Source organism: Paracoccus laeviglucosivorans (genome assembly GCF_900182695.1).
In the GTDB taxonomy this organism is placed as follows: Bacteria; Pseudomonadota; Alphaproteobacteria; order Rhodobacterales; family Rhodobacteraceae; genus Paracoccus; species Paracoccus laeviglucosivorans.
This window is the reverse complement of the sequence record NZ_FXTK01000001.1, coordinates 158,652-178,203: the sequence shown is the minus strand read 5'-3', so window position 1 is coordinate 178,203 and position 19,552 is coordinate 158,652. Positions and strand designations below refer to the sequence as shown.

Here is a 19,552-nt window from a genome sequence, read left to right as displayed (position 1 = left end):
AGGGAGAAGTAGCAATGAAAATGAACAAGCCCCTGCTCGCGCTTGTTGCGGTGACGGCGTTGGGTGCGATTGCGGCATGCGATCAGATCGCCCCCGCCGTGCCCGAAGATACGCCCGGTCCGATGGCGCAATCCAGCGCGCTGAACGGCACGTATAACCTGCTCGCCTCGGATTGCGGCGACCCGACCAGCGATAAAAGCCTGGTGATCGACGGCAACAAGTTCATGTTCCCCGGTGCATCCTGCACGATCGCCAGCTCCGAACGTCAGGTGAACCGCACCCGCGTCACGCTGGCCTGCGAAGGTTCGCCCGCTGCGGGCAACCGCATCGTGGACCTGCAGACGCGCCCCGACGGCACGCTGCGCATGACCGAGGATTCGATCACGCTGACCTATTTCCAGTGTATGAAAGCCAGCGCCAGCACCGACTCGCTGGTGGGTCAGTCGATGTAACCGACGACCTTGCCGCGACAAGGAAAGGGCCGCCCACTGTGGCGGCCCGTATTTTTCAGTCACGCAGTTCGTCGGGATCGACGCCCCAGATCGCCGTCTTGGGCACCCAGCCCTTTTCTCCGCCGCCTGAAACGCGGCACCAGTCCTTGGTGCATTCGTGCAGCCGCACGATCGCCCCGGCTTCGGCGCGTGCCACGACATTGGCATGTTCTTCGGGCTTGGACAGCAATTCCAGCATATCCTGCTGCACGATGGCCGTGCGCACACCTGACAGCAGGGCGTAATGGACCCAGCCGCCCGCGCCGTCCTGATCCTCGACCCGGCGCCAATGGCCGAATTCCGCAACCACGCGCAGCGGCATCCCGGCATGGCGGAATACCCAATCGACGCGATGCGACAGGCTTGGGCCGCGCCTTGCATTGCCCTCGCCGCCCTTCAGGCTGACATAGCGCGGCAGGGGCAGGTTGGTGACAGCCCCCCGGTTCGGGTCGCGTTCCTCGCCCTGATGGCGCTGGATTTCGGCATCTGCCGAAACATCGGGCATCTCATTTTCGATATTCTCGCCCGGATCGGTGGCCTGCGCGAGCGTGGGCCCCGCGAAGCATGACCAAAGGGCCAGCGCGGCGGCGCCCAGCAAAGCCTGTTGATACGTCATCTGCCGTTCCTGCAATTCCGGGGTCTTGTGCCGGCCCCTCAACGCGGGCACTTTGCCAAAAGCCACCCGGTTTGGAAAGACGGGATGGCCCGGACAAGGGAGAGCCTGATGTCAGCAGCCGATCCGGCCCGCGTGCGCCTGAAGGTCACCGTCACCCGCCGCCTGCCCGAGGCGGTCGAGACCCGCATGGCCGAACTATTCGACCTGTCGCTGAACCATGAAGACCGCAAGATGACGCGCGAACAACTGGTTGCGGCCATGCAGGACAGCGACGTGATCGTGCCGACCGTCACCGACCGCATCGACGCGAACATGCTGGCGCAGGCGGGGGAACGGCTGAAGCTGGTCGCCAATTACGGCGCAGGCGTCGATCACATCGACGTGCAGTCGGCCCGCCAGCGCGGCATCCTCGTCTCGAACACGCCGGGGGTCGTCACCGAAGACACTGCCGACATGACCATGGCGCTGATCCTTGCCGTTACGCGCCGCATTCCCGAAGGGCTGGCCGAAATGCAGGCCGGGCGCTGGCAGGGCTGGGCACCCACGGCGCATCTGGGCGGGCGCGTCGGCGGGCGCCGTCTGGGCATTCTGGGCATGGGCCGCATCGGTCAGGCCGTGGCGCGGCGCGCGAATGTCTTCGGGATGCAGGTGCATTACCACAACCGCCGCCGACTGCGCACTGAAACCGAACGCGAATTGCAGGCGACCTATTGGGAAAGTCTGGACCAGATGCTTGCGCGCATGGACATCATCAGCGTGAACGCGCCACACACGCCCTCGACCTTTCATCTGCTGAATGCGCGGCGGTTGAAGCTGCTGAAACCGACTGCGGTGGTCATCAATACCTCGCGCGGAGAGGTGATCGACGAAAACGCCCTGACCCGGATGCTGCGCGCCGGAGAGATTGCCGGCGCCGGCCTTGACGTTTTCGAACACGGTCACGAGATCAACCCGCGCCTGCGCGAACTGCCCAATGTCGCGTTGCTGCCCCATATGGGCAGCGCCACGATCGAGGGTCGGATCGAAATGGGCGAAAAAGTGCTGATCAATATCAAGACCTTCGCGGACGGACATCGCCCGCCGGATCTGGTCGTGCCGTCCATGTTGTAAGCCGTCGCGCCCCGCTTTCCGGCGGGGCGGTTGCGTCTGAAATATCGGCTAAATGCGACATGTCGTTTTTCGCCGGAAATATGTCGCAGAAATCATGCCAGCTTACATAGGCTCTGGCAGAAATCGCGAACGGTAGCCACGCGCGAAAAGGAGTCGCTTGCCATGAAAACCCATGTGAAGGCCCTGGTGGTCGGAGGCGGCGCGGTTGGCTGCGGCATCGCGCTGCACCTTGCGCGCGCAGGCTGGGACACCATGCTGGTCGAACGTGACGAGTTGACGGCCGGTTCGACCTGGCATGCCGCCGGTCTGCTGCCTTTGTTCAACATGGGTTACGCGACCAGCCACATCCACAAATACTCGGTCGAGCTTTATGCGGGCCTTGAGGCGGAAACCGGCCTGAACGCAGGCTTTACCCGCTGCGGCAACCTGCGCATGGCGCAGACCCAGGACCGGATGGACGAATTCGAGCTGTATTCCTCGATCGCGGAAACCGTGAACGTCCCGCATGAATTCATGACGCCCGCGCAGATCAAGGAACGCTGGCCGCTGGTCAATGTCGATGGTCTGAAAGGTGCGCTGTTCCACCCGACCGACGGCTATATCAACCCCGCCGACGTGACGCAGGCGATGGCCCGCGCCGCACGGATGGCGAACTGCACGATTGAGCGCAAGATCCAGGTCAACGGTTACAAATGGACCGGCGACGAATGGATCGTCACCTGCGAAAAGATGATCGAAAAGGGCGGCAACCTGATCCCCTCGGGCGAGATCTTCGAGATCCGCGCCGAACATGTCGTGACCGCGACCGGCAACCACGCCCAACGCACCGCCCGTCTGCTGGGCATCAAGATCCCCGCGATCCCGGTCGAACATCAGTTCGTCGTGACCGAGCCCGACCCCGCCTTGCTGGCTTGGCGCGCCGCCGGAAACCCCGAACATCCGGTCCTGCGCGATGCCGACGCCAAGTGGTATGTCCGCGAGGAACGCGGCGGCTGGATCCTTGGCCCCTATGAGGCAGGCGCCCCCGCGCGCTTCCCTTACGGCGTGCCCGACAGCTTCCGTGCCGACCTGTTCCCGCTGGATCTGGAGCGCATCGAAGAAGAATACATGTCGATGATCCACCGTCTGCCGTCCTCGGAAACGGTTGGTCTGAAAGACGACTTCAACGGCCCGATCTGCTACACCCCCGACGGCAACCCGCTGGTCGGTCCCGCACCGGGCCTGCGCAATATGTGGCTGGCCGAAGGCTTCAGCTTCGGCATCACCGCTGCGGGTGGCGTCGGCCATTATCTGGCGCAGATGATGACGCAGGGCGAAGCCGAAATCGACATGGCGTCGCTGGACCCGCGTCGTTATGGCCGCTGGATGACCACCGAATACGGCGTCAAGAAGAACGAAGAATGCTATGAGCACGTCTTCATCCTGCACCACCCCGACGAAGAGCGCGAAGCGGCCCGTCCGCTGCGCACCGCTCCGGCCTATGACCGTCAGGCAGCCGCCGGCGCGCAATTCGGCCAGGTCAATGGCTGGGAGCGTCCGAACTATTACGCGCCGGTCGGTTTCGACGACCATGCCGCGCGCAGCTTCCGTCGCGGCGGCTGGTGGGAACATGCCAAGGCCGAAGCCGAGGCGATCCGCAACACTGCGGGCCTGATCGACGCCTCGGCGTTCACCAAGCACCGGGTTTACGGCGAAGGCGCGACGGCATTCCTGGACTGGTTCACCGCCAACAAGCTGCCCAAGGTCGGTCGCATCAACCTGACCTATGCGCTGACCGAGACCGGCACCACGCATACCGAGTTCACCATCGTCCGCATGAAGGAAGATGACTACTACCTGATCTCGGCCGGTGCATGGACGGACTATGATGGCGACAACCTGAAAAAACTTGCGCAGGAAATGGAAGGCGAGTTCGGCCAGGTCATCGTGCAGGACATCACCACGCAATGGGGCGTCTATGCCATTGCGGGCCCGAAATCGCGCGACATCCTGAAGGAAATCGTCCGCGATGCCGATCCGGAAACAGTGCTGGGCAACAAGCGCTTTCCGTGGCTGTCGATGCGCGACATCGAGCTGGGCATGTGCCCGGTCCGCGCCATCCGCGTCGCCTATACCGGCGAGCTGGGCTGGGAACTGCATTTCCCGATCGAGTTCGGCCGCTACCTGTGGGATCAACTGGTCGCTGCCGGTGAAAAGCACGGCATGAAGCTGGTCGGCGCCCGTGCCCAGAACTGGCTGCGTCAGGAGAAATCCTATCGCGCCTTCGGCACCGAACTGGGCCGCGACGCGACCCCGCTGGAAGCCGGTCTGGACCGCTTCGTCGATCTGGGCAAGGAATTCCGCGGCAAGCAGGCGATGCTGGACACCGGCGTGCGCTTCAAATGCGTGACCGTGCTGATCGACGGTCCCTCTGACGCCGATCCGTGGGGCCGCGAGGCGCTTTATACCGAAGACGGCGCGACCAGGATCGGTCGTCTGACCTCGGGCGGTTGGTCTGCGGCCTTCGGAAAATCCATCGGCATGGGCTATGTCCGTCCCGATCTGGCCGAGCCGGGCACCAAGCTGAAAGTGCGGATGCAGCGCCAGCTTTGGGAGGTCACCGTGACCGAAGACAGCCCCTATGACCCGGAAAACAAGGTCATCCGCATCGACGGCTGATCCTTGCTAAAAAACCCGAAAGGCCCGCATCACGCGGGCCTTTTTTTGTTATCGCAGCGGCCTTGCGGGGATACCGATTGAACGGTCGGGGTGGGTGAAACCGAAACGCACCGCCGCCAGCACCAGCACAAAAACCATCCCGATCAGGATATGGCGCACCAAACGTTTGCCGGACGGCGCCAACTGGCCGCGCCAAAGCAAGATCAGGCCAGTCCCAAGGATCGCCAGCACACAAACCGCGATGGCAGCCAAGAAAAGATCGGTCAGGGTGTCGCTATACATACCACGTGCCGAATGCGTTTTCCGGCGCGCTCGCAGCGGCAGTTCGCAACCATTTCGTGCTTGGCTTTGGCCGTAAAATGGCTGTGACACAAGCCCGCTAATCTGCGCCAAGTTGATTGGCAGCAAAGGGACAGCCAAGGTGTTTACGATTGCAAGGTTTTTGACCACCGCGCTGGTGGCCATACTTTTTCTGGCGACGCTGCCAGTCCACGCTCAGGATGCCGCGCCTGCCGAGGCGGTCGCCGCCGCCCCCGCCCCGGAGGCTGAGGCCGGAGAGCTGGACGGTCTGGAAAATCCAAACATTGACGCGGCCACGCTGACGCTGCGTCTGATCCCCCTGACCGCCGAGGAGCTGGAAAAGCTTTCTGCCGATTGGCTGGCCATTGTCCGTGCCAGCACGGTCGATGTGGTCGATGAACAGATCCGCATCAACAACACCAGCGCCGAGCTGGTCGAGGAAGCCGCCCGCGCCCGCCTGACCGAGGTGACGGAAAGCCGCCGTGCGCTTTTCGACAAGTATTCGACCATTCTGGATGCATGGGAGCTGAAAGGCGGCGACGCCGCCAAGATCGCCGGGTATCGCACCTATCGCAGCGCCATCATCGTCGAGGAAACCCGCAATACCGACTGGCGCACGCTGCTGGCGCAGGCCACGTCATGGGTGGTTTCGGCCGATGGCGGTCTGCGGGTCGCGACCAATGTGGGGATCGTGCTTGCGTCGTTTCTTGGGCTTTTGCTGCTGGCGCGGCTGGTGCGGCGCACGGTGCGTCACTGGGCCGGGCGCATTCCGAATTTCTCAAAGCTGCTGGTCGGGTTTTCGGCGCTGGCGGCCTATTGGCTGACGCTGGCCATCGGTCTGATGGTGGTGCTGGCTGCGCTGGGGGTGAATATCACGCCGCTATTCGCGCTGATCGGTGGTGCGTCCTTCATTCTGGCCTTTGCGATGCAGCAGACCTTGGGCAACCTTGCATCGGGGCTGATGATCATGGTCAACCGCCCCTTTGACGAAGGCGACAGCGTTGACATCGGCGGCGTCAGCGGCACGGTGCGCGATGTCTCGATCGTATCGACGACTGTGATCACGCCCGACAATCAGATCGTCGTGGTGCCGAATTCCTCGGTCTGGGGGAACGTCATCACCAATTCGACCGCCAGCGAGACGCGGCGCGTCGATCTGATGTTCGGCGTGTCCTATAAGACGCCGATCGCCCGCGCGCAGGCGGAGCTGGAAAAGGTCGTACGCAGTCACGCGCTGGTCCTGTCCGAACCTGAGCCGGTGGTCCGCGTCAACGCGCTGACCGATAGCGGGGTCGAATTCATCCTGCGTCCGTGGACGAAAAGCGAAAATTACTGGGCCGTCTATTGGGATCTGACGCGCGAGGTCAAAGACGCGCTGGACCGTGCAGGCATGGAAGAGGTCGAGGCGGGCGCACCCCCGGTCGTGGCTCCGCCAACCGGGGTAGCCGCCGCAAGCTGATCCAGGATGGGGGCCGTCATGCGCGGCCCCCGTCAATGACCAAGCCGCCCCGACAATTCGCGATGCAGTGCCACGCGCTCATCCGGGGAAAGAAATGCGCCAAGCTCAATCTCGCGTTGGCCATCGGTCAGGACAAGGTAGTCCTCGACCGGGCCATCGGAACGCAGGCTTGCACGCACCCAATATGGGTTGGTGCGCCAGACCCGATCCGCCCGACCCGGATCACGACGGATCAGCGTCAGACTGTCGCGGGTCAGGCGCATTTCCTCGGACGGGGCGCGATAGCTGTGGCGAAGCGCGCGCCATAACGCCCAGACCGCCAGCGCCGCAAAGGGCAGCAGCCCCCACAGCACGTCCGATCCGATGACGGCCAGCAGCGGCAGCGCCAGAAATCCCGCCGTCAGTCCGATGACCCATGCAAAACCGCCCGGCGGCAGCGAGCGATGCGGCCAGATACGCAAAACGGCCCCGGAATCCTCCGGGGCCGTGTCTTGCCATGTATATGGCATCAATGTGCGTGGCTGCGGTCCCAGTCCTCGCGCTTGGGCAGCTGCTCGAACGTGTGTTCGGGCGGGGGCGAGGGCAGGGTCCATTCCAGCGTGTCGGCGTGTTCGTTCCAGTAGTTCGGCACATTCACGCGCTTACCGGCAAACAGCGTGTAGAAGACGATGCCGATAAAGAACAGGAACGAGGCAAAGGACAAATAAGCGCCCATCGACGAAATATTGTTCCAATAGGCGAATTCCACCGGATAATCGATGTAACGGCGCGGCATGCCCTGACGGCCCAGGAAGTGCTGCGGGAAGAAGGTCAGGTTCGCGCCGATGAACATCATCCAGAAATGCAGCTTGCCCGCCCATTCGGGATACTGACGGCCCGACATCTTGCCGATCCAGTAATAGACGCCCGCGAAGATACCGAAAACCGCACCCAGCGACATCACATAATGGAAGTGCGCGACGACGTAATAGGTGTCGTGATAGACGCGGTCCAGCGGTGCCTGGCTCAGCACCACGCCCGTCACGCCGCCGACGGTGAACAGGAACAGGAAGCCAAAGGCCCAAAGCATCGGCGTCTTGAACTCGATCGAGCCGCCCCACATCGTCGCGATCCATGAGAACACCTTGATGCCCGTGGGCACGGCGATCGTCATGGTGGCCAGCATGAAATAGCTTTGCTGGGTCAGCGACATGCCCACGGTATACATGTGGTGCGCCCAGACGACGAAGCCCAGAATGCCGATGGCCGCCATGGCCAGCACCATCGGCAGATAGCCGAAGATCGGCTTGCGCGCGAAGGTCGAGATGACGTGGCTGATGATGCCGAAGCCCGGCAGGATGATGATATAGACCTCGGGGTGGCCGAAGAACCACAGGATATGCTGATACAGGATCGGGTCGCCGCCACCTGCGGGATCAAAGAAATGCGTGCCGAAGTTGCGGTCCATCAGCAGCATGGTGATGGCACCGGCCAGAACCGGCAGCGACAGCAGGATCAGCCATGCGGTGATAAAGACCGACCATGCGAACAGTGGCACCTTGAACAGCGTCATGCCGGGGGCGCGCATGTTCAGGAAGGTGGTGATGATGTTGATCGCACCCAGAATCGAGGACGCGCCCGAGACGTGGACCGCGAAGATCGCCAGATCCATCGAATAGCCCGACTCGGTCGTGGATAGCGGCGGGTAAAGCACCCAGCCCACACCCGAACCCGGCTGGTCGCTTCCCCCCGGCGCCAGCAGCGATGCGATGCCAAGCGCGACACCGCAGACATACATCCAGTAGGACAGGTTGTTCAGCCGCGGAAACGCCATGTCCGGCGCGCCAAGATGCAGCGGCATGAAGTAGTTGCCGAAACCGCCGAACAGCGCCGGGATGACGACGAAAAACATCATCAGGACGCCGTGATAGGTGATCATCACGTTCCAGAGGTGACCGTTCGGCGTGCATTCCGCGCTGGCGTCTGCAATGAAACGTGCCCCCTCAAGGCACATGTATTGCACGCCCGGATGCTGCAGCTCCATCCGCATATAAACGGTAAACGACACCGAGATCAGGCCGACGATGCCTGCGGTGAACAGATAGAGGATGCCGATATCCTTGTGGTTTGTAGACATGAACCAACGGGTAAAGAACCCGCGGGTGTCATGATGGTCCCCGTGGCCGTGAACGGCTGCGTCTGCCATGCTGAACTCCCTAAACATGCGGCTAGCCGGCCTTAGGGGCCGACGGACTCGGATCAATTTCTAGAACACAATCTTGCGACCGGCAATCGTGGCGACCGGAGCATCTCCCTTCAAGCTCCGGTCTGGTCCGCGTCTGTGGCCCGGTCGCGACAGATTGCGCCCGAGTCCCTTAGTTCGAGGCGGGGGCGGCAGGCTCGGCGGCTGGGGCATCCGCTGCTGCGGGGGCCGCATCTGCGGCAGGTGCCGCGCCGCCCGCATCGGGTGAATGCTGGGCCAGGAAAGCGACCACATCGGCCTGGTTCTTGGCCATCTTGAAGGTCATTTTGGTCTTGAGGGATTTGTCGCCGACCTTTTCCTCGACATATTTGTTGGGGTCGGTGATGTAGCCCGCCAGATCTTCCGGGGTCCAGACCTCACCGGCCTCGCCCAGTTTCACCAGTGCGTCGGAATATTTGAAACCTTCCTGCGTGCCAGCCTTGCGCCCGACGATATTGAAAAGGTTCGGCCCCGTCTTGCCGCCCTTCACCACATCGGTGCCATCAGGCGACTGGATCATGTGGCAGGCTTTGCACTTGCGGAACTCTTTTTCGCCATTGGCAGCATCCTGAGCCACGGCGGGCAGCGCAAACGTCGCTGCGGCAAGCGTGGCGTAGATTGCGATCTTCATGGTTCTTCCTCATAGGTCGTTTTCCAGAAAACGGATGGGACCTCTCCCCTCCCTGAGGTTGACGGCTAGCATGGGTCAACCCTGGCTGGATACGACCAAAAGGTCGCACATCCTGCAAGCACTAAAATGTAATCGTTTGCAGGTGCGCCGAATTCAGGCGGAAAGCGGCGGGAAATTCTGCGTGAACGTGCGGCGCAGCGCGACGTCCAGATCGGCCATTTCGACCGGGCGGCCCAGATCGACAAGGCTGGTCACCCCATGGCCCGCGATGCCGCAAGGAACGATTCCCGCATAATGGTTCAGGTCCGGTTCGACATTGATCGAAATGCCGTGGAAGCTGACCCATTTGCGCAGCTTGACCCCGATGGCCGCGATCTTGTCTTCGCGCATGGTGCCATCGGGCAGCGGAGCCTTGTCGGGCCGCGCGATCCAGACGCCCACGCGACCATCGCGGATTTCACCAGTCAGGGCGAATTCGGCAAGCGCGTCGATGACCCAGCTTTCCAGCCCTTTGACAAAGGCGCGGATGTCGCGGCCCCGGCGGTTCAGGTCCAGCATGACGTAAATCACCCGCTGACCCGGCCCGTGATAGGTATATTGCCCGCCGCGCCCGGTTTCATGGACCGGAAACTGCGCGGACAGCAGATCGGCGGATTTGGCGCTGGTGCCTGCGGTGTAAAGCGGCGGATGTTCGACCAGCCAGATCAGTTCCTCGGCCTCGCCTGCCGCGATGGCTGTGGCACGCGCCTCCATGAAGGCGGTGGCCTGCGCATAATCGGTCAATCCGGGGGCGGTGATCCATTCGGTCATACGCGCCATTTGGCCCCAATCCGCTGCCGCCGCAAGAGGGCCACTGTCATCATGAATTTGCTGCATGATCATTGTGCGGATGTTGAATTTCCCTAAAACACCCTCAGCCCCTATATGAGTGGCCTGAACCTGCCCGGAGTCCGTCATGACGCTGAAAAAATCGCCCGTCTTCGAAGCTCTCGCCGCTGCGGCGCGCGAGCGTATCCTGATCCTTGACGGCGCGATGGGCACGCAGATCCAGGGGCTGGGCCTGACCGAGCCGGATTTTCTGGGTCAAGGCAGCGGCGTGGCGCTGTCCCATGCGACGAACCATCCGCAACAGGGCAACAACGATCTGCTGATCCTGACCCAGCCCGACGCGATCGAGGGTATCCATTACCGCTATGCCAAGGCGGGCGCTGATATTGTGGAAACCAACACCTTCAGTTCGACCACCATCGCGCAGGCGGATTACGGGTTGCAGGCGGCGGTCTATGACCTGAACTTCCACGGCGCACGGCTGGTCCGCAAGGCGCTGGACCGCGCCACGGCCGAGGATGGCCGCCCGCGCTGGGTCGCGGGCGCGCTTGGGCCGACCAACCGCACCGCGTCGATCAGCCCCGATGTGAACAATCCCGGCTACCGCGCCGTGACCTTCGACGATCTGCGCATCGCCTATGCCGAACAAATCCACGGATTGATCGACGGCGGTGCCGACCTGATCCTGATCGAGACGATCTTTGACACACTGAACGCCAAGGCCGCGATCTTTGCCGCCGAGGAGGTGTTTGAGGAAAAGGGCCTGCGCCTGCCCGTCATGATCTCGGGGACCATCACCGATCTGTCGGGCCGCACGCTGTCGGGCCAGACGCCGACCGCCTTCTGGTATTCGGTGGCGCATTCGCAGCCGGTCACGGTGGGCCTGAACTGCGCCCTTGGCGCTGCGGCAATGCGTCCGCATCTGGCGGAACTGTCCACCGTCGCCGACACGCTGATCTGCGCCTATCCCAATGCAGGTCTGCCCAACGAAATGGGCCAATACGACGAATCGCCCGAAGATATGGCCGCGCAAGTCGTTGAATTCGCCCGCGAGGGGTTGGTGAACGTGGTTGGCGGTTGCTGCGGTTCGACCCCCGAACATATCGCGGCGATTGCCCGCGCCGTGGCCGACATTCCGCCCCGTGCACTGCCCGAGATCGAGCCGCGCCTGCGCCTGTCGGGCCTTGAGCCGTTCACCAAGACCGACGACATTCCGTTCATGAACGTGGGCGAACGCACAAACGTCACCGGCTCGGCCAAGTTCCGCAAACTGATCACCAATGGCGATTATGCCCCGGCGCTGGACGTGGCCCGCGATCAGGTCGAAAACGGCGCCCAGATCATCGACATCAACATGGACGAGGGGTTGATCGATTCGAAGCAGGCGATGATCGACTATCTGAACCTGATCGCCGCCGAACCCGATATCGCTCGCGTGCCGATCATGATCGACAGTTCCAAATGGGAGGTGATCGAGGCCGGGCTGAAATGCGTTCAGGGTAAGGCCATCGTGAACTCGATCAGCCTGAAGGAAGGCGAGGAAGCGTTCCTGCACCATGCCAACCTTTGCCGTCGCTACGGCGCGGCGGTCGTGGTCATGGCATTCGACGAAACCGGGCAGGCGGATACCGAAAACCGCAAGGTGGAAATCTGCGCCCGCGCCTATGACATTCTGGTCAACAAGGTCGGCTTCCCACCGCAGGACATCATCTTCGACCCCAACATCTTCGCCGTGGCGACCGGGATCGAGGAACACGACAATTACGGCCTCGACTTCATCGGCGCGACGCGGCGGATCATGCAGACGCTGCCGCATGTGCATGTCTCGGGCGGGGTGTCGAACCTGTCGTTCAGCTTCCGCGGCAACGAACCCGTGCGCGAGGCGATGCACGCCGTGTTCCTGTATCACGCCATTCAGGCGGGCATGGACATGGGCATCGTCAATGCGGGGCAGTTGGCGGTCTATGATCAGATCGACGCCGACCTGCGCGAGGCGTGTGAGGATGTGGTCCTGAACCGCAAGCCCGCCAAGGGTGGAACGGCAACGGAAAACATGCTGGAAATCGCCAGCCGCTTCCACGGCCAGGGCGGCGGCAAGGCGCGCGAGAAAGACCTGACCTGGCGCACCTGGCCCGTGGACAAGCGGCTGGAACATGCGCTGGTCAACGGCATCACCGAATATATCGACGAGGATACCGAAGAAGCGCGGTTGTCCGTCGAACGCCCGCTGCATGTCATCGAAGGCCCGCTGATGGCTGGAATGAACGTGGTGGGCGACCTGTTCGGGTCGGGCAAGATGTTCCTGCCGCAGGTCGTCAAATCGGCGCGCGTGATGAAACAGGCCGTGGCGCATCTGCTGCCTTTCATGGAGCAGGAAAAGGCCGGGGGCGGCGCCTCCAGCGCGGGCAAGGTGCTGATGGCGACGGTCAAAGGCGACGTGCACGACATCGGCAAGAACATCGTCGGCGTCGTGCTGGCCTGCAACAATTACGAGATCATCGACCTTGGCGTCATGGTCCCCGCGACCAAGATCCTTGAGGTGGCCAAGGCCGAGAATGTGGACATCATCGGTTTGTCCGGCCTGATCACGCCATCGCTTGATGAAATGGTGCATGTCGCCAGCGAGATGGAGCGGGAAGGCTTCGACATTCCCCTGCTGATCGGTGGAGCAACGACCAGTCGCGTGCATACGGCGGTGAAAATCAACCCGCGCTATGCCAAGGGCCAGACGGTCTATGTCACCGATGCCAGCCGCGCCGTGGGCGTGGTGGGCAACCTTTTGTCGGGGCGTAAGTCGGCCTATGTCGATGATATTCGTGCAGAATATCTGGACGTGGCGAACAAGCACGCCCGCGCCGAGGCGGAAAAGAAACGCCTGCCGCTGTCCTCGGCCCGCGACAATGCGGTCGCGATCGACTGGACGGGTTTTCAGGCGAAGACGCCGGAGTTCCTTGGGTCGCGCGTCATCGACGACTTCGATCTGGCCGAAATCGCCCGCTATATCGACTGGACCCCCTTCTTCCAGACGTGGGAGTTGAAGGGCGTCTATCCTCGCATTCTTGGTGATGAAAAACAGGGAGAGGTCGCACGCCAGTTGTTTGCCGATGCGCAGGCGATGCTGGCCCAGATCATCGACGAACAGTGGTTCAAACCCCGCGCCGTCATCGGCTTCTGGCCCGCGAACCGCGCAGGCGACGATATCCGCCTGTTCACCGCCGAGGATCGCGAACATGAACTGGCGACGCTTCACACGCTACGCCAGCAGGTTGCAAAGCGTGACGGGCGGCCCAATGTCGCCATGTCCGATTTCGTCGCCCCCAAGGGGCACCGCGATTATGTCGGCGGCTTTGTCGTGACCACCGGGGCCGAAGAGCAGGGCATCGCTGATCGCTTCAAGGCGGCGCATGACGATTTCTCGGCCATTCTGGTACAGGCTTTGGCCGACCGCTTTGCCGAGGCGCTGGCCGAAATGATGCATGAGCGCGTTCGCAAGACCTATTGGGGCTATTCGGATGAAAGCTTCGCGCCGGAGGAATTGATCGGCGAACCCTATCCCGGCATCCGGCCCGCGCCCGGCTATCCGGCCCAGCCCGATCATACCGAAAAAACCACGCTGTTCCGGTTGCTGAACGCGACAGAAGCGACCGGGGTCGAGTTGACCGAGTCAATGGCGATGTGGCCCGGCGCCTCGGTTTCGGGGCTGTATATCGGCCATCCCGAGGCCTATTATTTCGGCGTGGCAAAGGTCGAACATGATCAGGTTCTGGACTATGCCGAGCGCAAGGGGATGACCGTCAGCGAAGCGGAACGCTGGCTTGCGCCGATCCTGAACTATATCCCGCAGGCCGCTGTCGCGGCCGAGTGAAAAAATATGCGCGGCGAATGAAATTGTCCTTTTCATCCGCCGCGCAACCGTCTAACAGGCGGCTTGCTACGTGCGGTCGTGGCGGAATTGGTAGACGCGCAGCGTTGAGGTCGCTGTTCCTTAACCGGAGTGGAAGTTCGAGTCTTCTCGACCGCACCATTTAGCATACGGCAGAGCGGGCGTTGCCTGCCGCCACCCTACAGATCCCACACCTTTTACCATGTCCCGTTTTGCGCGGGTTATTTGTCGTTTGGGCTGCCTGATGCGCAATACCAAAGTTTTATCTGCGACAGGCGTGCAGAACGCTTGCGACAGTGCCCGAAGGCTTAGTCGCCAATAAGTTGTGCCGCCCAGCATCTGCCTTGTCTTTGGGCAGCGAGGGCGGCGCGTCGATTGCAATCCATTACACATGGTTCTTTTGCGGTTTTCTATGATCCAGCAGAGCAGACAAACCGTCCCGCAAATCTGCTTGCATGAAAATTAGGCAGGACCATTCCTCTGGGGCGTAGTTGCACATGTCAGTTGCAATGCGCCCGAACCGCCGCATAATTTTGACTGGCGGAACAAGAACCACAGAACAGGGAGCCCCGCACTTGGCAATCTCAGCCGCAAACGACGCATTTGTCGTCTTCGATCATGTGCAGAAAAGCTATGACGGTCAAAGCCTTGTCGTTAAGGATCTGAACCTGACCATCGGCAAGGGCGAGTTTCTGACCATGCTCGGGCCGTCGGGGTCGGGCAAGACCACCTGCCTGATGATGCTGGCAGGGTTCGAGACCGCCACGCATGGCGAGATTCGCCTGAACGGCAAGAACATCAACGACGTGCCCCCACATAAGCGTGGCATTGGCATGGTGTTTCAGAACTATGCCCTGTTTCCGCATATGACGGTGGGGGAAAACCTGTCCTTTCCGCTGGAAGTCCGCGGTATGTCCAAGGACGAACGCGAAACCCGTGTGACCCGTGCGCTGGACATGGTGCAGATGGGCAAGTTCAAGAACCGCCGTCCCGCGCAGCTTTCGGGCGGCCAGCAACAGCGGATCGCGCTGGCCCGTGCGCTTGTCTTTGACCCCGAGCTGGTCCTGATGGACGAACCGTTGGGCGCGCTCGACAAACAGCTTCGCGAACATATGCAGTTCGAGATCAAGGCGCTGCACGACCGCCTTGGCATCACGGTCGTCTATGTGACCCATGATCAGGGCGAGGCGCTGACCATGTCGGACCGGATCGCCGTGTTCAACGATGGCCGCATTCAACAATTGGCCCCCCCGCCGGTGCTGTATGAACAGCCCGAAAACAGCTTCGTTGCCGGGTTCATCGGTGAAAACAACGCGCTGCGCGGCCAGATCGAACAGCTGAACGGCGACAAGGCGCTGGTGCGACTTGCCAATGGCGACCTGATCGATGCAACGGCAGTCAATATCCGCGAGGCGGGCAAGACGACCACCGTCTCGGTCCGGCCCGAACGGGTTGAGTTCAAGCCCGACCTGATGCCCGCCGGTGCCCATACGATCGAAGCCGAGGTGCGCGACGTGGTCTATATGGGCGACATCCTGCGGGCACGGCTGAAGGTCGCGGGGCAGGACGATTTCGTCATGAAGTATCGCAACACGCTGGGCCAGACCAAGCTGTCGCCGGGCCAGACCATCCGCATCGGCTGGCATCCCGAAGATGCCCGCGCGCTGGACCCGGTTTGATATTAGATTTTTGCAATAACAGGGAAAAAACATGAAACGCACGCTTATCCTGACCTCGGCCCTGATCGCAGTCGCTGCGACCGCGCAGGCGCAGGACAAGGAACTGAACCTGCTTAGCTGGGGCGGCGCTTATGGCAACAGCCATGTGCAGGCCTATGCCAAGCCGTTCGAGGCCAAAACCGGCATCAAGGTTTCCGTCGCTGATGCCGACAACCCTGCCACCCCGCTGAAGGCGCAGGTCGAGGCCGGTAACGTGACCGCCGACGTCGCCTCGGTCGAATATGCCGATGCGGTGCGGCTGTGCGACGAGGGCCTGCTGGAAGAAATCGACCCGTCGATCCTGACGCCCACGGCGGACGGCACGGCAGCGACCGATGATTTCATCGAAGGCGCCGTGACCGATTGCTTTGTCGGCACTGACGTCTATTCGATGATCATCGCCTATGACGACGGCAAATTCGCGGATGCCAAGCCCGCAACGCCCGCCGATTTCTTTGACACGGCCAAATTCCCCGGCAAGCGCACCATGCGCAAAGGGGCCAAGTTCAATCTGGAACTGGCGCTGATGGCGGACGGCGTTCCTGCCGCAGATGTCTATCAGGTGCTGGGCACGCCCGAAGGCGTTGATCGTGCATTCGCCAAACTGGCCACGATCAAGAATGACGTGATCTGGTGGGAAGCCGGTGCGCAGCCGCCGCAACTGCTGGCCGATGGCGAAGTCAGCATGGCCTTTGCCTTCAACGGTCGTATCTTTGATGCCGCCCAGAAAGAGGGCAAGCCCTTCAAGATCCTGTGGGACGGCCAGATCTATGAGATGGAAGGCTGGGTGATGCCCAAGGGCGCACCGCATCCCGAAGCGGCCAAGGAATTTATCGCCTTCTCGACCGCGCCGGAACAGCAGGCGCGTGCGGCGGAATTCATCAGCTACGGCCCGCCGCGCAAATCGGCGGCCGCGCTGGTCGGCAATATCGAAGGTACGGACGTCCCGATGGGGCCGAACCTGCCCACATTCGCCGACAACATGAAAGCGGCGCTGGCCTCGAACCTGGATTTCTGGGTCGATCATGATGCGGAACTGAACGAACGCTTCAACGCCTGGTTGGCGGCAAGCTGATCCAACCCGGCTGCGGCGGCATGTCTGCCGCAGCCTCCGCGCCGCGAGGACGGTGCCAAGAACCGACGGCCAAAAGCGCCGCATCCACCAACGGGAGAAAAGAAAGCCATGAAGAAAACTCTGATCCTGACATCGGCGCTGTGCGGGCTGGCCTTTGGCGCACATGCACAAGAGGTCAATGTCGTCTCATGGGGCGGCGCTTATGAAAAATCGCAGGTCGAGGCTTACAATAAGCCGTTCTCTGAACAGACCGGCACCAAGGTGAACATGATCGCTGCCGACGATCCGGCCACACCGCTCAAGGCGCAGTTCGAGGCCAAGAACGTCACCGGAGACGTGTTCGACGTGGCGATGGCCGACGCGATCCGCATGTGCGACGAAGGCGCGCTGGTCGAAATCGATCCCGCGGCACTGCCCGCCGGTGCCGATGGCGTGGCCGCAGCCGAGGATTTCGTGCCCGGCTCGCTGTCTGACTGCGCCGTGGGCAATATCGTCTGGGGCACGGTCATCGGTTACGACAAGACCAAGTTCCCCGATGCCGCGCCGACGACCGTGGCCGATTTCTTTGACACCGCGAAATTCCCCGGCAAGCGCGGCCTGCCCAAATCGCCCAAGCGCACGCTGTATCTGGCGCTGATCGCCGATGGCGTCGCTGCCGATGAGGTCTATGACATGCTGGGCACGCCAGAAGGCGTGGACCGCGCCTTTAAGAAACTGGACACGATCAAGAAGGATGTCGTCTGGTGGGAAGCGGGCGCCCAGCCCATGCAATTGCTGGCCGATGGCGAAGTGTCGATGACCACGGTCTATAATGGCCGTCTGTTCGATGCGATCGTGGCCGAGGGCAAGCCCTTCGACACCATCTGGGACGGGCAATATCTGGAAATCAACGCTTTCGTCATACCCAAGGACGCGCCCCATCCCGAAGCGGCGATGGAATATGTGAAGGTCGCGACCGGCACGCAGCCTTTGGCGGATCAGGCGAAATGGATCAGCTATGGCCCGGCGCGCAAATCCTCGGCGCCGCAGGTCGGCATGTATAATGACGGCAAGACCGAGATGGGGCCGTTCATGCCCACCAATCCCGATCACCTGAAAACCGCCGTCTATGACGACCCGGAGTTCTGGGCCGACCATTCCGCCGAACTGGCCGAACAGTTCAACTCGTGGTTGGCCGCAAGCTGACCCGGATAACCCGGCCGCCGTGCGTGTCGCGCGGCGGCGCTTTCTGCAAAAGAAGTTCGCTGGTGAAGGACCAAGATGGCCAACGCGCTTGACCCCCATGCCGCCGTCGTGACCGAGGCCGGTGGCCTTGACCAGCGCGGCACGTTGAAGACCGCTGACGGACAGCCGCTGTCCCGCGCTTTGGCGCGCAGTTCGCGCAAGGCCCGACGCCGCGCGTTCATGCTGGTTCTGCCGCTTTTGCTGTTCATCCTGATCACCTTTGTGCTGCCCATCGGCCAGATGCTGCAACGCTCGGTCAAGAATGATGGCTTTTCGGCCAATATGCCGCAGCTTTCGGCGTGGTTTGCCGAACATCCGCGCGGCACCGATCCCAATGACGCGGCATGGGCGGCGCTGGCCGCCGACCTGACCGCAAGCGCCGAGGCGCGCACCATCGGCGTCGTGGGCACCCGGATCAACTATGACATGCCGGGCACACGATCGCTTTTCACCTCGGCCGGGCGTCAGGCACGGCGCGGGGTCGAGCCGCCCTATCGCGATGCCATCCTTGAGATGGACCAGAAATGGGGTGACCCCAAGCTGTGGTCCGTGATGCGCGAAGCGTCGTCGCCCTATACCTCGAACTTCTATCTGGCGGCGGTGGACCGCACGCGCGACGACAGTGGCAATATCGTGCAGGCCCCCGAACAGCAGCGCGTCTACCTGATGCTGTTCCTGCGCACGCTGTGGCTGTCCTTGGTCATCACCTTCACCACGTTCCTTTTGGGCTTTCCCATCGCGCATCTGCTGGCGACGCTGCCCACGCGCAAATCGAACCTGCTGATGATCCTGGTGCTGCTGCCGTTCTGGACCTCGCTTCTGGTGCGAACCACCGCCTGGATGGTGCTGTTGCAGCAGCAGGGCGTGGTCAACGATATTCTGGTCTGGCTGGGTGTGATCGGGAATAGCGGTCGCTTGCAGATGATCTTCAACCAGACCGGCACGATCATCGCGATGACGCATATCCTGCTGCCCTTTATGATCCTGCCGCTTTATTCGGTGATGCGCACGATCAACCCGTCCTATGTCCGCGCCGCGCGTTCGCTGGGTGCGACAAGCTGGACCGCGTTCCGCCGCATCTATTTCCCGCAGACTTTGCCGGGGCTGGGGGCGGGGGCGCTTTTGGTCTTCATTCTTGCCGTGGGCTATTACATCACGCCCGCGCTGGTCGGCGGATCGTCCGGGCAGCTGATCTCGAACATGATCGCGATGCACATGACGCAGACGCTGAACTGGTCCATGGCGGCGGCGCTGGCCGCGATCCTGCTGGGCGGCGTCCTGATCCTTTACTGGGTCTATGACCGTCTGGTCGGCATCGACAACCTCAAGCTGGGATAA

15 protein-coding genes and 1 tRNA gene are annotated in these 19,552 nt (G+C 62.1%); 10 read left to right on the top strand and 6 right to left on the bottom strand.

What is annotated here, in order from left to right; genetic code table 11:
* Positions 1-14 precede the first annotated feature (14 nt).
* The gene (locus FN835_RS00935; protein ID WP_142661307.1) at positions 15-452 is read left to right on the top strand and encodes a hypothetical protein; all 438 of its coding nucleotides are present in this window, start codon (positions 15-17) and stop codon (positions 450-452) included.
* 55 nt (positions 453-507) lie between these two features.
* Here FN835_RS00935 and FN835_RS00930 read toward each other — a convergent pair whose 3' ends face one another.
* A complete protein-coding gene (locus tag FN835_RS00930; RefSeq protein WP_246098628.1) occupies positions 508-996 on the bottom strand; it encodes an SH3 domain-containing protein in 489 nt (162 codons plus the stop codon).
* 219 nt (positions 997-1,215) lie between these two features.
* Here FN835_RS00930 and FN835_RS00925 point away from each other — a divergent pair, with 219 nt between their 5' ends.
* A complete protein-coding gene (locus FN835_RS00925) occupies positions 1,216-2,217 on the top strand; it encodes a 2-hydroxyacid dehydrogenase (RefSeq protein ID WP_142661305.1) in 1,002 nt (333 codons plus the stop codon).
* 162 nt (positions 2,218-2,379) lie between these two features.
* Positions 2,380-4,875, top strand: a complete 2,496-nt coding sequence (locus FN835_RS00920) for a GcvT family protein (RefSeq protein WP_142661304.1) — start codon at positions 2,380-2,382, stop codon at positions 4,873-4,875.
* Positions 4,876-4,923: 48 nt separating this feature from the next.
* On the opposite strand, the gene FN835_RS00915 is transcribed toward FN835_RS00920, so the two are convergent.
* Positions 4,924-5,340, bottom strand: coding sequence for a hypothetical protein (locus FN835_RS00915; protein ID WP_142661303.1), 417 nt, complete (start codon positions 5,338-5,340; stop codon positions 4,924-4,926).
* On the opposite strand from FN835_RS00915, the gene FN835_RS00910 reads away from it, so the two are divergent.
* The gene (locus tag FN835_RS00910) at positions 5,333-6,634 is read left to right on the top strand and encodes a mechanosensitive ion channel family protein (protein ID WP_142661302.1); all 1,302 of its coding nucleotides are present in this window, start codon (positions 5,333-5,335) and stop codon (positions 6,632-6,634) included. The two genes, FN835_RS00915 and FN835_RS00910, sit on opposite strands and share 8 nt — an antisense overlap.
* 32 nt (positions 6,635-6,666) lie before the next feature.
* On the opposite strand, the gene FN835_RS00905 is transcribed toward FN835_RS00910, so the two are convergent.
* From FN835_RS00905 to lipB, 4 genes are all read right to left on the bottom strand, one after another.
* Positions 6,667-7,095 (bottom strand): DUF2244 domain-containing protein, encoded by a 429-nt coding sequence (locus tag FN835_RS00905; RefSeq protein ID WP_342778569.1) that lies wholly within the window; start codon positions 7,093-7,095, stop codon positions 6,667-6,669.
* Positions 7,096-7,142: 47 nt separating this feature from the next.
* On the bottom strand, positions 7,143-8,819 hold the full coding sequence (gene ctaD / locus FN835_RS00900) for a cytochrome c oxidase subunit I (RefSeq protein ID WP_142661300.1): 1,677 nt from the start codon (positions 8,817-8,819) through the stop codon (positions 7,143-7,145).
* Positions 8,820-8,988: 169 nt separating this feature from the next.
* The gene (locus FN835_RS00895; RefSeq protein WP_142661299.1) at positions 8,989-9,486 is read right to left on the bottom strand and encodes a c-type cytochrome; all 498 of its coding nucleotides are present in this window, start codon (positions 9,484-9,486) and stop codon (positions 8,989-8,991) included.
* A 153-nt stretch (positions 9,487-9,639) separates the two neighbouring features.
* Positions 9,640-10,296 (bottom strand): lipoyl(octanoyl) transferase LipB, encoded by a 657-nt coding sequence (lipB, locus tag FN835_RS00890; RefSeq protein ID WP_142661534.1) that lies wholly within the window; start codon positions 10,294-10,296, stop codon positions 9,640-9,642.
* Between the two features lie 145 nt (positions 10,297-10,441).
* On the opposite strand from lipB, the gene metH reads away from it, so the two are divergent.
* The 6 genes from metH to FN835_RS00860 all read left to right on the top strand — a co-directional run bounded on the left by metH (position 10,442) and on the right by FN835_RS00860 (position 19,552).
* Positions 10,442-14,179 carry a methionine synthase gene (gene metH, locus FN835_RS00885; RefSeq protein WP_142661298.1) on the top strand — a complete coding sequence of 1,246 codons (3,738 nt, stop codon included), beginning with the start codon at positions 10,442-10,444 and terminating at the stop codon, positions 14,177-14,179.
* 72 nt (positions 14,180-14,251) lie between these two features.
* A tRNA-Leu gene (locus FN835_RS00880) sits at positions 14,252-14,338 on the top strand.
* Between the two features lie 434 nt (positions 14,339-14,772).
* Complete coding sequence (locus tag FN835_RS00875; protein WP_142661297.1) at positions 14,773-15,876, top strand: ABC transporter ATP-binding protein; 1,104 nt, start codon at positions 14,773-14,775, stop codon at positions 15,874-15,876.
* Positions 15,877-15,907: 31 nt separating this feature from the next.
* Positions 15,908-16,990: an ABC transporter substrate-binding protein gene (locus tag FN835_RS00870; protein WP_142661296.1), complete on the top strand. Its 1,083-nt coding sequence runs from the start codon at positions 15,908-15,910 to the stop codon at positions 16,988-16,990.
* Between the two features lie 108 nt (positions 16,991-17,098).
* Entirely contained in the window at positions 17,099-18,175 is a 1,077-nt protein-coding gene (locus FN835_RS00865) for an ABC transporter substrate-binding protein (RefSeq protein ID WP_142661295.1), read from the top strand.
* A 75-nt stretch (positions 18,176-18,250) separates the two neighbouring features.
* Positions 18,251-19,552, top strand: coding sequence for an ABC transporter permease (locus FN835_RS00860; RefSeq protein ID WP_142661294.1), 1,302 nt, complete (start codon positions 18,251-18,253; stop codon positions 19,550-19,552).

Bases quoted from the DNA above. Each gene is read 5' to 3' on its own strand.
- FN835_RS00870 (WP_142661296.1), top strand. From the start codon at position 15,908: ATGAAACGCACGCTTATCCTGACCTCGGCCCTGATCGCAGTCGCTGCG.
- FN835_RS00920 (WP_142661304.1), top strand. From the start codon at position 2,380: ATGAAAACCCATGTGAAGGCCCTGGTGGTCGGAGGCGGCGCGGTTGGC.
- FN835_RS00860 (WP_142661294.1), top strand. From the start codon at position 18,251: ATGGCCAACGCGCTTGACCCCCATGCCGCCGTCGTGACCGAGGCCGGT.
- FN835_RS00865 (WP_142661295.1), top strand. From the start codon at position 17,099: ATGAAGAAAACTCTGATCCTGACATCGGCGCTGTGCGGGCTGGCCTTT.
- FN835_RS00935 (WP_142661307.1), top strand. From the start codon at position 15: ATGAAAATGAACAAGCCCCTGCTCGCGCTTGTTGCGGTGACGGCGTTG.
- FN835_RS00915 (WP_142661303.1), bottom strand. From the start codon at position 5,340: ATGGCCACCAGCGCGGTGGTCAAAAACCTTGCAATCGTAAACACCTTG.
- metH (WP_142661298.1), top strand. From the start codon at position 10,442: ATGACGCTGAAAAAATCGCCCGTCTTCGAAGCTCTCGCCGCTGCGGCG.
- lipB (WP_142661534.1), bottom strand. From the start codon at position 10,296: ATGACCGAATGGATCACCGCCCCCGGATTGACCGATTATGCGCAGGCC.
- FN835_RS00930 (WP_246098628.1), bottom strand. From the start codon at position 996: ATGCCCGATGTTTCGGCAGATGCCGAAATCCAGCGCCATCAGGGCGAG.
- ctaD (WP_142661300.1), bottom strand. From the start codon at position 8,819: ATGGCAGACGCAGCCGTTCACGGCCACGGGGACCATCATGACACCCGC.
- FN835_RS00925 (WP_142661305.1), top strand. From the start codon at position 1,216: ATGTCAGCAGCCGATCCGGCCCGCGTGCGCCTGAAGGTCACCGTCACC.
- FN835_RS00895 (WP_142661299.1), bottom strand. From the start codon at position 9,486: ATGAAGATCGCAATCTACGCCACGCTTGCCGCAGCGACGTTTGCGCTG.